Origin of the sequence: Aquamicrobium sp. (genome assembly GCF_023954335.1) — a bacterium.
Classification (GTDB): domain Bacteria; phylum Pseudomonadota; class Alphaproteobacteria; order Rhizobiales; family Rhizobiaceae; genus Aerobium.
Genome location: NZ_JAMLIE010000004.1, coordinates 173,819 through 185,995, shown reverse-complemented (window position 1 = coordinate 185,995; position 12,177 = coordinate 173,819). Strand labels below are relative to the sequence as shown.

The 12,177-nt window shown below is 67.1% G+C and carries 11 protein-coding genes; 2 read left to right on the top strand and 9 right to left on the bottom strand.

The features are described 5' to 3' along the window. The first annotated feature begins 36 nt into the window (after positions 1-36). A complete protein-coding gene (locus M9945_RS20475) occupies positions 37-1,026 on the top strand; it encodes a Gfo/Idh/MocA family protein (RefSeq protein ID WP_367946006.1) in 990 nt (329 codons plus the stop codon). 99 nt (positions 1,027-1,125) lie between these two features. Continuing rightward, positions 1,126-2,739 (top strand): GMC family oxidoreductase, encoded by a 1,614-nt coding sequence (locus M9945_RS20470; RefSeq protein WP_367946005.1) that lies wholly within the window; start codon positions 1,126-1,128, stop codon positions 2,737-2,739. A 9-nt stretch (positions 2,740-2,748) separates the two neighbouring features. On the opposite strand, the gene M9945_RS20465 is transcribed toward M9945_RS20470, so the two are convergent. The 9 genes from M9945_RS20465 to M9945_RS20425 form a co-directional block, all read right to left on the bottom strand. Beyond that, positions 2,749-3,063, bottom strand: coding sequence for a DUF167 family protein (locus M9945_RS20465; RefSeq protein WP_367946004.1), 315 nt, complete (start codon positions 3,061-3,063; stop codon positions 2,749-2,751). After that, on the bottom strand, positions 3,060-3,350 hold the full coding sequence (locus M9945_RS20460) for a YggT family protein (protein WP_367928681.1): 291 nt from the start codon (positions 3,348-3,350) through the stop codon (positions 3,060-3,062). The genes M9945_RS20465 and M9945_RS20460 overlap by 4 nt, the downstream gene beginning before the upstream one ends. A 125-nt stretch (positions 3,351-3,475) precedes the next feature. Next, complete coding sequence (gene pcaF, locus M9945_RS20455; protein WP_367946003.1) at positions 3,476-4,684, bottom strand: 3-oxoadipyl-CoA thiolase; 1,209 nt, start codon at positions 4,682-4,684, stop codon at positions 3,476-3,478. A 334-nt stretch (positions 4,685-5,018) separates the two neighbouring features. Continuing rightward, positions 5,019-6,974: an acetate--CoA ligase gene (gene acs / locus M9945_RS20450; RefSeq protein ID WP_367946002.1), complete on the bottom strand. Its 1,956-nt coding sequence runs from the start codon at positions 6,972-6,974 to the stop codon at positions 5,019-5,021. Positions 6,975-7,011: 37 nt separating this feature from the next. Further along, complete coding sequence (locus tag M9945_RS20445) at positions 7,012-7,740, bottom strand: ABC transporter ATP-binding protein (protein WP_367946030.1); 729 nt, start codon at positions 7,738-7,740, stop codon at positions 7,012-7,014. 32 nt (positions 7,741-7,772) lie between these two features. Next, positions 7,773-8,543, bottom strand: a complete 771-nt coding sequence (locus M9945_RS20440) for an ABC transporter ATP-binding protein (RefSeq protein WP_367946029.1) — start codon at positions 8,541-8,543, stop codon at positions 7,773-7,775. Between the two features lie 17 nt (positions 8,544-8,560). Next, positions 8,561-9,706: a branched-chain amino acid ABC transporter permease gene (locus tag M9945_RS20435; protein ID WP_367946001.1), complete on the bottom strand. Its 1,146-nt coding sequence runs from the start codon at positions 9,704-9,706 to the stop codon at positions 8,561-8,563. Further along, a complete protein-coding gene (locus M9945_RS20430; RefSeq protein WP_367928686.1) occupies positions 9,707-10,738 on the bottom strand; it encodes a branched-chain amino acid ABC transporter permease in 1,032 nt (343 codons plus the stop codon). 89 nt (positions 10,739-10,827) lie between these two features. Next, complete coding sequence (locus M9945_RS20425) at positions 10,828-12,177, bottom strand: substrate-binding protein (RefSeq protein WP_367946000.1); 1,350 nt, start codon at positions 12,175-12,177, stop codon at positions 10,828-10,830.

Genomic DNA, 12,177 nt, shown 5'->3' with positions numbered 1-12,177 from the left:
CCTGAAGCAACGCCCGGGCCGAGGGAGGAAAAGCCGATGTTCCGGTGGGGCATCCTGTCGACGGCGACGATCGCGCGCGCGCATCTGATCCCGGCGATCCAGCAATCGGAGAACGGCACCGTCCACGCCATCGCCAGCCGCGACGGCGAGAAGGCGAGGGCGCTCGCCGCCCGCGCCGGCGCGCCGCTCGCCTTCGACTCCTACGACGCGCTGCTGGCCTCGCCGGAGATCGACGGCGTCTACATCCCGCTGCCGACCTCGCAGCATGCCGAATGGGCGGTGCGCGCGGCCGATGCCGGCAAGCATGTGCTGGTGGAAAAGCCGCTGGCGCTGAATGCCGCCGGGATCGCCGCGGTGATCGAGGCGCGCGAGCGCAACCGCGTGCTGGTCAGCGAAGCCTTCATGGTGGTGCACCATCCGCAGTGGCACAAGGTGCGCGAGTTGATCGCGGCCGGCGCCATCGGCCGGCTGCGCCATGTGCAGGGCGCGTTCTCCTACCACAATGTCGATCCCGCCAACATGCGCAACGTGCCGGCGCTCGGCGGCGGCGCGCTGCCCGACATCGGCGTCTATCCCGTGGTGACGACGCGGTTCGCCACGGGCAGGGAGCCGCTGGCGGTCGAGGCCAGCATCGAGCGCGACCGCACCTTCGGCACCGACATCTATTCCACCGTGCGGGCCGCGTTCGACGGCTTCGACCTGATGTTCTACGTCTCGACGCAGATGGCGCTTCGCCAGTCCATGGTCTTCCACGGCGAGGACGGCTTCATAGAGCTCGCCGCCCCGTTCAACGCCGTGACCTATGGCGACCCGGTCGTGACGCTGCACGCGCGCACGCACACCGGCGCGACCTCGTTCCGCTTTCCGGTCGCGAGGCAATATGTGCTCCAGGTCGAGGCGTTCGTGCGCGCCGCGCGCGGCGACGGGACGGCGCGGGTGTTCACGCTGGAGGAATCCGTGCTCAACCAGCGGGTGATCGACGCGATCTTCCGCGCCGGCGAGACCGGCGGCCGGGAGACGGTCTGAGCCTTTCCCCATATCGCCGGCCGCGACCATATCGGCACTGGAATTGCCGCCGGCTCTGGCGCATTCTGGCCATGGAACCGATGGAGGAGCGGAACCGTGATGGCTGAGCCTGTCAGGGTCGAGGGACGTTACGACTACATCATCGTCGGGGCGGGAACGGCGGGCTGCGTGCTCGCCAACCGGCTGACGCGCAACCCGGCGACGCGGGTGCTGCTGCTCGAGGCCGGCGGCTCGGACAATTATCACTGGGTGCATATCCCGGTCGGCTATCTCTACTGCATCGGCAATCCGCGCACCGACTGGATGATGAAGACAGCCGAGGAGCCGGGCCTCAACGGCCGCTCGCTGGTCTATCCGCGCGGCAAGGTGCTGGGCGGCTGCACCTCGGTCAACGGCATGATCTACATGCGCGGCCAGGCGGCCGACTATGACGGCTGGCGCCAGATGGGCAATGCCGGCTGGGGTTGGGACGACGTCCTGCCCTATTTCCTCAGATCCGAGGACCACCACGGCGGCAGTACCGCGCTGCACGGCGCGGGCGGCGAATGGAAGGTGGCGAAGCAGCGCCTCAAATGGGACATCCTGCTTGCCGTGCAGGAGGGAGCGAAGGAATTCGGCATCATGCCGCGCGCCGACTTCAACGACGGCGACAACGAGGGCTCCGGCTTCTTCGAGGTCAACCAGAAGGGCGGCATCCGCTGGAACACGGCCAAGGGCTTCCTCAAGCCGGCGCTGAAGCGGCCGAACCTCAGGCTCGTCACCCGCGCGCTGAGCGAAAGCCTTGTTATCGAGGGAAAGCGCGTCGTCGGCGTGCGCTACCGGCAAGGCGGGGCGCTGCACGAGGCGCGGGCGGACGCCGAGGTGCTGTTGTGCGCCGGCGCGATCAACTCGCCGAAGCTGATGGAGCTATCCGGCGTCGGCCGGCCCGAGGTGCTGAAGGAGCTGGGCATCGAGGTCGCGCACGAGAGCGAGGGCGTCGGCGAGAACCTTCAGGACCACCTCCAGATCCGCACCGTCTATCAGGTGACCGGGGCGAAGACGCTCAACACCATGGTCCACAGCCTGCACGGCAAGGCCGGCATCGCGCTCCAGTACGCGCTGATGCAGAAGGGGCCGATGTCGATGGCGCCCTCCCAGTTCGGCATGTTCACCAAATCCGACCCGGCCAAGGCGACGCCGGACCTCGAATACCACGTGCAGCCGCTGTCGACCGACCGGCTGGGCGACCCGCTGCACCGCTTCCCGGCGATCACGGTCTCGGTGTGCAACCTGCGCCCCGACAGCGTCGGCTCGACCCATGCGACGACGCCCGCGCCCGAGGTGCAGCCCGATATCCGGCTGAACTACCTTTCGGCTGAGAGCGACCGCGACGTCGCGGTCAAGGCGGTCAAGCAGGCGCGCAAGATCATGACCGCGAAGGCACTGTCCGCCTACCGGCCCGTCGAGATCCTGCCCGGCCCGGAGCACGAGAGCGACGAGGCGCTGGTCGCCAAGGTCGGCGACATCGCCACCACCATCTTCCACCCCGTCGGCACCTGCCGCATGGGGTTGGACGAGCGCGCCGTGGTCGATTCCGAGCTGAGGGTGAAGGGGCTCGCGGGCCTCAGGGTCGTCGACGCCTCGATCATGCCGAAGATCGTCTCCGGCAACACGGCCTCGCCCGTGGTGATGATCGCGGAAAAGGCGGCCGACATGATCGCGCGTGGGGGCTAGAGCGGCGCGTCAGGCGAGCGCGCGCAACGTCGGCTCCAACTGCCCCGCCTCGCCCTCGATGCGCACGGTCTTCAGCCGCGCGGTCTCGCCGGCGACGATGGCGATCCGGCTTGCCGGCACGCCGAGTTCCTTCGCAAGCAGCTTGATAAGCGCCTTGTTGGCCTTGCCGTCCTCCGGCACGGCGCGCACGCGCGCCTTCACATGGCTGCGGCCGTCGGCGGCCGTCTCGACGCCTTCAAGGCCGTCGCGCGCGGATTTCGGCGTCAGCCGCACGAAGAGGTCGAAGCCTGCGCCGTGCGGCCGGTAGAAGCCGTGTTCCGTCAAAGGATGGCGGGGGCGACGGTGGTGATCAGGAACTGGCGGAGGAAGAAGATGATGAGCAGCAGGATGATCGGCGAAATGTCGATGCCGCCGAGATCGGGCAGGATGCGGCGGATCGGCCGCAGCGCCGGCTCGGTGATCCGGAACAGGAAATTGCCGATGGTGCTGACGATCTGGTTGCGCGGGTTGACGACGTTGAACGCGTAGAGCCACGAGAAGACCGCGGATGCGATGATGATCCACCAGTAGAGATCGAGCGCGAGCACGACGGTCTGGATAAGCGCGAGCATGCATGTCTCCCTTTGCGTCGGCGAGATGTAGCCACTGGCGCGCGCGGCGGCAAGACCAAATCAGGTTCGCAGCCGCAGCCTTTCGCCGCCGGCAGGGAGGAACCGGCCCGCCGCCGGCGCTCGCGTCAGGCGCGTTCCAGCGCCACCGCGATGCCCTGGCCGACGCCGATGCACATCGTCGCCAGCGCCAGCTTTCCGCCGCGCTCGGCGAGCTCCAGCGCCGCCGTGCCGGCGATGCGCGCGCCCGACATGCCGAGCGGATGGCCGAGCGCGATGGCGCCGCCGTTCGGGTTCACATGGGCGGCGTCCTCGGCGATGCCGAGCTGGCGCAGCACGGCGATGCCTTGGGCAGCGAAGGCCTCGTTCAACTCGATCACGTCGAAATCGGCCGGCGTGATGCCGAGCCGCGCGGCGAGCTTCTGCGTCGCCGGGGCCGGGCCGATGCCCATGATGCGCGGCTCGACGCCGGCGACTGCGCCGCCGACGAAGCGGGCGATGGGGGTCAGGCCGTATTTCTTCACCGCCGCCTCCGAGGCGACGATCAGCGCCGCCGCGCCGTCGTTGACGCCCGAGGCGTTGCCGGCCGTCACCGTGCCGCCTTCCTTGCGGAAGGGGGTGGGCAGCTTCGCCAGCGCCTCGACCGTGGTGCCGGCGCGCGGGTGCTCGTCGGTGTCCACCACGACCGGGTCGCCCTTGCGCCGGGGGATGGTGACGGCGATGATCTCCCTGGCCAGCCGGCCGTTCGCCTGCGCGGCGACCGCCTTGTCCTGGCTGCGCACGGCGAACGCGTCTTGGTCGGCCCGGCTGATGCCGAACTGGGCCGCGACGTTCTCGCCGGTCTCGGGCATGGAATCGACGCCGTACTGCTTCTTCATCAGCGGGTTGACGAAGCGCCAGCCGATGGTTGTGTCGTGGATCTCGGCATTGCGCGAGAAGGCGGTGTCGGCCTTGGGCATGACGAAGGGCGCGCGGCTCATCGATTCGACACCGCCGGCGATCAGGAGGTCGGCCTCGCCGGCCTTGATGGCGCGGGCGCAGATGGTCAGCGCGTCCATGCCCGAGCCGCACAGCCGGTTGACGGTCGCGCCCGGCACGGCCTGCGGCAGGCCGGCGAGCAGCAGCGCCATGCGCGCGACGTTGCGGTTGTCCTCGCCCGCCTGGTTGGCGCAGCCATAGATCACGTCGTCGACAGCCTCCCAGTCGATGCCGGGATTGCGCTCCATCAGCGCCTTCAGTGGCACGGCGCCGAGGTCGTCGGCGCGGACGGAGGAAAGCGCGCCGCCGAAACGGCCGATCGGGGTGCGCACGTAATCGCAGATGAAGGCTTCGCTCATGTCATGGCTCCGGAACGTCGGGATCGGCCTGCGTCGATATGGGGCAAGCCTTATGTCGCGGGAGGGTCTGCGGCAATGGCGATTGTGCGATATTCTTGATCTGTTCGTATATCGCGCAACAGGACGAGGCTGAATCCCGGCCGGTCATCCCGTCAAGAATGCGGCCGCTGCCCTCCCAGACAGCGGCCGCGGCCCCCCCCTCTGCCGGATTACGGGAGGCGGTGTCCTCTAGAGCAGCGGGGGCGTTCTGACGAACGCATTTTCCGCTGCTCCAGCTTCTTTTCTTAGCCGCATTTATGCGACGTCAGACGATTCCGTCTGACTGCAAAACGCTCTACTCTTTCCGGTTCTGGCGGTTCTCGATCAGGTCCTCGACGACGCCGGGGTCGGCCAGCGTCGAGGTGTCGCCGAGCGCGCCGAAATCGTCCTCGGCGATCTTGCGCAGGATGCGGCGCATGATCTTGCCCGAGCGCGTCTTGGGCAGGCCCGGCGCGAACTGGATCTTGTCCGGCGAGGCGATCGGGCCGATCTCCTTGCGCACATGGGCGACCAGCTCCTTGCGCAGCGCGTCGGTGCCTTCCTCGCCCGCCATCAGGGTGACGTAGCAATAGATGCCCTGTCCCTTGAGGTCGTGCGGGTAGCCGACCACGGCGGCCTCGGAGACCTTCTCGTGCGCGACCAGCGCTGACTCGACCTCGGCGGTGCCCATGCGGTGGCCGGAGACGTTGATGACGTCGTCGACGCGGCCGGTGATCCAGTAATAGCCGTCCTCGTCGCGGCGGCAGCCGTCGCCGGTGAAGTATTTGCCAGGATAGGTCGAGAAGTAGGTCTGGATGAAGCGCTCGTGGTCGCCGTAGACCGTACGCATCATGCCCGGCCACGGCCGGGCGATGCACAGGTTCCCCGACCCCGCGCCCTCGACGAGGTTGCCCTCGTTGTCGACGATCTCGGGCACGACGCCGAAGAAGGGCAGGGTGGCCGAGCCGGGCTTCAGGTCCCACACGCCGGCGAGCGGGGTGATGAGGATGCCGCCGTTCTCCGTCTGCCACCAGGTGTCGACGATGGGGCAGCGGGCGTCGCCGACCGTGTTGAAATACCATTCCCAGGCTTCCGGGTTGATCGGCTCGCCGACCGAACCCAGGATGCGCAGCGAGGCGCGCGACGTCTTCTTCACCCACTCGTCGCCCGCGCCCATCAGCGCGCGGATCGCCGTCGGCGCGGTGTAGAAGATGGAGACGTCGTGCTTGTCGATGACCTCCCAGAAGCGCGACGGCGAGGGGTAGTTCGGCACGCCCTCGAACATCAGCGTCGTCGCGCCGTTGGCGAGCGGGCCGTAGAGGATGTAGCTGTGGCCGGTGACCCAGCCGACATCGGCCGTGCACCAGTAGATCTCGCCCTCGCGGTAGTCGAAGACGTACTGGTGCGTCAGCGACACGTGGACGAGGTAGCCGCCGGTCGTGTGCAGCACGCCCTTGGGCTTGCCGGTCGAGCCGGAGGTGTAGAGGATGAACAGCGGGTCCTCCGCGTTCATCGGCTCGGCCGGACAGTCGGCCGGCACCGACGCCGTCTCTTCCTCCATCCAGAAGTCGCGGCCGGGCGCCCAGCCGACCTTGCCGCCGGTGCGGCGCACGACCAGCACCTTGCGCACCATCACGTGCTGGCGCGCGGCGATGTCGATGGCCTTGTCGGTGTTCTCCTTGAGCGGCACCGGGCGGCCGCCGCGCAGGCCCTCGTCGGCGGTGATGATGACGGTCGATTCGGCGTCGACGATGCGGCCGCCGAGCGAATCCGGCGAGAAGCCGCCGAACACCACCGAGTGGATCGCGCCGATGCGGGTGCAGGCCAGCATGGCGTAGGCCGCCTCAGGGATCATCGGCATGTAGATGGTGACGCGGTCGCCCTTCTGGACGCCGTGCTTCTTCAGCACGTTGGCGTAGCGGCAGACATGCCCGTGCAGCTCGCGATAGGTGATGTGCTTGTCCTGCGAGGGGTCGTCCCCCTCCCAGATGATGGCGACCTGGTCGCCGCGCGTGTCGAGATGGCGGTCGATGCAGTTATGGGAGACGTTGGTCTCGCCGTCCTCGAACCACTTGATCGACACGTCGCCGTCGAAGGAGGCATTCATCACCTTGGTGTAGGGCTTGAACCAGTCAAGCCGGCGTCCATGCTCGCCCCAGAAACCGTCCGGGTCGGAAACGCTGCGCGCATACCATGCGCGGTAGGTCTCGGGATCGATCTGCGTATCCGAACGCCAGCTTTCCTGCACACGGTGAATACGACTGTCTGACATATTTCCTCCTTCGCAGCGCCCCCGCTGGCGTGCGCGGTCATATTGCGAGGTATTCGTTCCTCAGCTGCGGGTTGTCGAGCAGCTCCTTCGCCGTGCCGGTGAACACGATCTGCCCCGTATCCATGATGACCGCCCGATCCGAAAGACGCAATGCCGCAACGGCATTCTGCTCGACGATTATCGTGGTTATGCCGCGTTCCTTGATCGAGTAGACGATGCGCTCGATCTCCTGCACGATGACCGGGGCAAGCCCTTCATAGGGCTCGTCGAGCAGCAGCAGCTTGATGTTGCGCGCCAGCGCCCGGGCGACGGCCAGCATCTGCTGCTCGCCGCCGGACAGCGTCGTGCCCTCCTGCTTGCGCCGTTCGGCGAGGCGCGGGAAATGCTCGTAGATTTCCTCGAGATCCATGCCGTGGCCTGGGGCGACCTGGGCGAGGACGAGGTTCTCCTCGACCGTCATGCCCTGGATGATGCGCCGGTCCTCCGGAACGAGCTGGATGCCGGCGCGCGATGCCTGCCACGATTTCTGGCCGTGGAGGGCCTCGCCCTCGAGCCAGATCTCGCCGCCGCGCAGCTCGGGGTTGTCCATGCGGGCGATGGTGCGCAGGGTCGAGGTCTTGCCCGCGCCGTTCCTGCCCAGCAAGGCGAGGATCTCGCCCTTGCGCACGTCGAGGCTGACGCCCTGGACGATATAGCTCTCGCCGTAATAGGAGTGGATGTTGCGCACGGCGAAGAACTCCTTCGCCGGGTCGGCGGCCAAGGCCATCGAGGCCGCCTCGCGTCTTTCCGTCACTACGCTCATTCGACGCTCCCCCCGAGATAGGCTTCCTGCACGCGCGGGTCCTCCTTGATTTCCTGCGGAAGCCCGCTGGCGATGATGCGCCCCTGGGCCAGCACCGAGATCTTGTCGGCAAGCGAGAACACGACATGCATGTCGTGCTCGATGATGACCTTGGTCATGCCGCGGCTCTTGATCTTCTTGAGCAGCTCGATCGTGGTGTTGGTGTCGTGGCGGCTCATGCCGGCGGTCGGCTCGTCGAGCAGCAGCAGGCGAGGCTTCTGGATCAGGCACATGGCCAGCTCCAGCCGCCGCTTGTCGCCGCGCGACAGCGAGCCGGCATGGCCTTCGCGCAGGCCGATCAGCCCGACGTCCTCGAGCATGTGCTCGGCCTCCTCGCGGATGACCTTCTCGTTGTCGAGCGAGCGGAACATGTTGATCTTGAACGCGCCGTCGCGGCTGGCGAAGGCGGGCGCCATCACGTTCTCCAGGACCGACAGGTCGGCGAAGATCTCCGGCGTCTGGAACACGCGCGAGATGCCGAGCTGGTTGATCTCGTGCGGCGCCTTGCCGGTCAGCACCGTGCCGTCGAAGACGACCGCGCCGCTGGTCGGCGGAATGCGGCCGATGATGACGTTGAGCAGCGTCGACTTGCCGGCGCCGTTCGGGCCGATGATCGCATGCGTCTTCCCCTGCTCGACCTGGAGGTCGACATCGGAAAGGGCGCGCAGGCCGCCGAAGTTCTTCTGCACGTCGGCGACATGGAGGACGACGTTTTCCCTGGTTTGCATGTGCATGAAACGTCCCCCTATTCCGCGCCCTGGGCGCTGAGCTGGCGGTTGGCCTTGGCGCCGTTGCGCGGCCGCCGCAGCCAGGCGCTGATGCGCCGCGCGCCTTCCATGATGCCGCCGGGCAGGAACACCACGATCAGCACGAAGACGAGGCCGAGCGACAGGTGCCAGCCCTCGCCGACGAATTTCGAGCTGATGGTGACGGCGACTTCCCTGACCCCGTCCGGCAGGAAGCTGTAGAAGCCGTTGAGCACGTTGGCGTTGAACGACGAGAAGATGTTCTCGAAATACTTGATGATCCATGCGCCGAGCACCGGGCCGACGAGCGTGCCGACGCCGCCGAGGATGGTCATCAGCACCACCTCGCCCGAGGCGGTCCAGCGCATGCGCTCCGCGCCCGCCAGCGGGTCTGTGACGACCAGCAGCGCCCCGGCGAGGCCCGCCAGCATGCCGGAGATGACGAAGGCGCTGAGCGTGTAGGGCCTCGTGTTGAAGCCGGTGTAGTTCATGCGGTTCTGGTTCGACTTGATGCCCTTGAGCATCAGGCCGAAGGGCGAATTGGTGATCCGCATGGCCAGCAGGAAGGTGGCGAGCAGGAAGAAGGCGGAGAAATAGAAGCCGTTCCAGCCCGAAAGCGACATGCCGAACAGGCTCGGCACGGGCATGCCCGCGGGCGCGTCGGAGAACAGGCGGTCGAGGACGCGCGGGTCGTTCAGGGCCATGCGCAGGCCCGTCTCGCCGTTGGTGATCGGGGTGAGCACCGAATAGGCGAGGTTGTAGCACATCTGCGCGAAGGCCAGCGTCAGGATCGAGAAGTAGATGCCCGAGCGCCTGAGCGAGACATAGCCGATGGCCAGCGCGAACACGCCCGAGACGACGAGCGCGAAGAGAAGCGCGGGCACGGCGTTGAGGCTGAGCAGCTTGAACGACCACATCGCTGCATAGGAGCCGACGCCGAAGAAGGCGGCGTGGCCGAAGGAGAGGTAGCCGGTCAGGCCGAACAGGATGTTGAAGCCGATGGCGAAGATCCCGAAGATCATGAAGCGCTGCAACAGGTCCGGATAGGCCGCCCCGAACGGGGTGGCCAGGATCGGAAGCAGCAGCACTACGCCTGAGAAGCCGAGGAAGAGGGTGAGGTCCTTGCGTGACATGAAGTCGGTCATTTACGCCTCCATCACGCCGCGGCGGCCCATCAGTCCGCGAGGACGCACGAGCAGGATGACGACGGCGACGAGGTAGATGATGATCTGGTCGATGCCGGGGAAGATGGCCTTCACCTGCGTCATCGACGCGAAAGATTGCAGGATGCCCAGCAGGAAGCCCGCGGCGACCGCGCCCGGCAGCGAGCCCATGCCGCCGACGACGACCACGACGAAGGATATCACCAGGAAGTCCATGCCGAGCGTGTAGTTCGGCGGCAGGAGCGGCGTGTACATGACGCCGGCCATGCCGGCGACGATGGCGGCGATGCCGAACATGACGGTGAAGCGGCGGTCGATGTCGATGCCGAAAAGCCCCACGGTCTCGCGGTCGGCCATGCCGGCGCGCACCACCATGCCGAAGGTGGTGAAGCGCAGGAAGGCGAACACCGCGCCGATGATGGCGACCGAGAACAGGAAATAGATGAGGCGCCACAGGGGATAGGTGATGACGCCGGCGCGCATGCCGAGCCATGCGCCGATGTCGGCGGCGCCGCGCAGGTCGGTCGGCATGGGCTGGGGATGCGGATTGGGGCCGAAGGTCGCCTTGACGAGCTCGCCGATGACGATGGCGAGGCCGAAGGTGACGAGGATCTGCTCCGCATGCGGCCGCTTGTAGAAGAACTTGATGATCCCGCGCTCCATCGCCACGCCGACGATCAACATGACGGGAACGGCGAGCAGTAGCGACAGCGGCACGGAATAGTTGACGAGGACCGCGCCGAAGTCGCCGAACCAGGCCTGCACCAGCGGCTCGCGCACCTCCAGCGGCTGCCCCCAGGGCGAGAGCTTCTCGGGGTCGATGGTGACGGTCTGGAGCGTCAGCAGCTGGCGGAAGGCGACGGCGCAGAAGGCGCCGAGCATGAACAGTGCGCCATGGGCGAAGTTGACGACCCCGAGCGTGCCGAAAACGATGGTCAGGCCGAGGGCGATCAGCGCATAGGCGCTGCCCTTGTCGAGGCCGTTCAGGAATTGCAGGAAGATGACTTCAAACATGGCCGGCCTCCCGGGCCGTCTTCAACATGTTGCGCGAAGCCCGCCCCGCTGCGCGAAGGCGGCGGGGCGGACGTTTCGGGCAGACGGCCTCAGTTACACTGCGGGACCGGCTCTGCCGGGCCGAGCTCGCCGCCGAAGATGGACGGGTCGTAGGTCGTCACGTCGCGCGGGACCTCCTTCACCACGTCGAGCACGTCGAACTGGCTGGTCGGGTTCTCGTTGCCGCGCACGACCAGCACCGACTTCATGCACTGGTGGTCCTCGGCGCGGTAGAGCGTTGCGCCGTTGCCCATGCCGTCGAACTCGAAGCCCTCGAGCGCCTTGATGACTTCCGGCGGATAGAAGGTGCCGGCCCGCTCGACCGCGTCGGCATAGAGCAGCGCCTGGACATAGGCGGTGTGCGCGGCCTGCGAGGGCGGCTGGCCGTAGGCGGCGCCGAACGACTTGGTGAACGCCTGCGAGCCTTCGTCCTGCAGGTTCCAGTGCCAGTTCGAGGTGCCGAAGATGCCCTTGATGTTCTCGCCGGCGCCCTTGGCCATCAGCTCGGAGAACAGCGGAACGACGATCTCGAACTGCTTGCCGTTGGCCTGGCGGTCGCGCATGCCGAACTGCACGGCCTGGGTCAGCGAGTTGACCATGTCGTTGCCGTAGTGGTTCAGGATCAGCACGTCGGCGCCGGAATTGAGCACGGGCGTGAGGAACTGCGAGTAGTCGCCGGCGCCGAGCGGCGTGCGGACGGCGGCGACGGTCTCCCAGCCCAGGGCCTCGGTCGCGGCCTTGATCGATTCTTCCTGCGTCCAGCCCCAGGTATAGTCGGCGGTCAGGTGGTAGGCGCGGCGATCGCCACCATAGGCCTCGCCGATGACCGGCGCGATCGCGATGCCCGACTGGTAGGCGTTGAAGAAGTGGCGGAAGCCGTAGCGGCGCTTGTCCTTGCCGGTGGTGTCGTTGGAATGGGTCAGGCCGGCCATGAAGATGATGCCCATCTCCTGGCACAGGCTCTGCACGGCGATGGCCTCGCCGGACGACGAGCCGCCGGTGATCATGATGGCGTCGTCGCGCTCGATCATGCGGGTCGCGCCGGCGCGCGCCACGTCGGAAAGCGTCTGGCTGTCGGAGCTGACGAACTGCACCTTCTTGCCGAGGATGCCGTTGCCCTTGAGCGCCGAGGGCTTGAGCACGTTCATCAGGCCGCCGTCGCCTTCGCCGTTGAGGTGCTTGATGGCAAGCTCGTAGGCCTTGAGCTCGTCGGCGCCTTCTTCCGCATAGGTGCCGGTGAGCGGCAGGTTGAGGCCGAACGTCACCGTGCTTCCGGTCGGGTTGTTGCAGAATTCCTGAGCCCAGGCGCCCTTGCTGAATATGGTCGGGGTGGCGAGCGCGACAATGCCCGCGCCGGCTCCTCTGAGCACATTTCTTCTGCTGATCTTGAACTTCGTCAT

Coding starts and splice junctions, on each gene's coding strand:
- M9945_RS20475 (WP_367946006.1), top strand. CDS start 37: ATGTTCCGGTGGGGCATCCTGTCGACGGCGACGATCGCGCGCGCGCAT.
- M9945_RS20430 (WP_367928686.1), bottom strand. CDS start 10,738: ATGTTTGAAGTCATCTTCCTGCAATTCCTGAACGGCCTCGACAAGGGC.
- pcaF (WP_367946003.1), bottom strand. CDS start 4,684: ATGAGCGAAGCCTTCATCTGCGATTACGTGCGCACCCCGATCGGCCGT.
- M9945_RS20435 (WP_367946001.1), bottom strand. CDS start 9,706: ATGACCGACTTCATGTCACGCAAGGACCTCACCCTCTTCCTCGGCTTC.
- M9945_RS20440 (WP_367946029.1), bottom strand. CDS start 8,543: ATGCAAACCAGGGAAAACGTCGTCCTCCATGTCGCCGACGTGCAGAAG.
- M9945_RS20425 (WP_367946000.1), bottom strand. CDS start 12,177: ATGACGAAGTTCAAGATCAGCAGAAGAAATGTGCTCAGAGGAGCCGGC.
- M9945_RS20470 (WP_367946005.1), top strand. CDS start 1,126: ATGGCTGAGCCTGTCAGGGTCGAGGGACGTTACGACTACATCATCGTC.
- M9945_RS20445 (WP_367946030.1), bottom strand. CDS start 7,740: ATGGCCTTGGCCGCCGACCCGGCGAAGGAGTTCTTCGCCGTGCGCAAC.
- M9945_RS20460 (WP_367928681.1), bottom strand. CDS start 3,350: ATGCTCGCGCTTATCCAGACCGTCGTGCTCGCGCTCGATCTCTACTGG.
- acs (WP_367946002.1), bottom strand. CDS start 6,974: ATGTCAGACAGTCGTATTCACCGTGTGCAGGAAAGCTGGCGTTCGGAT.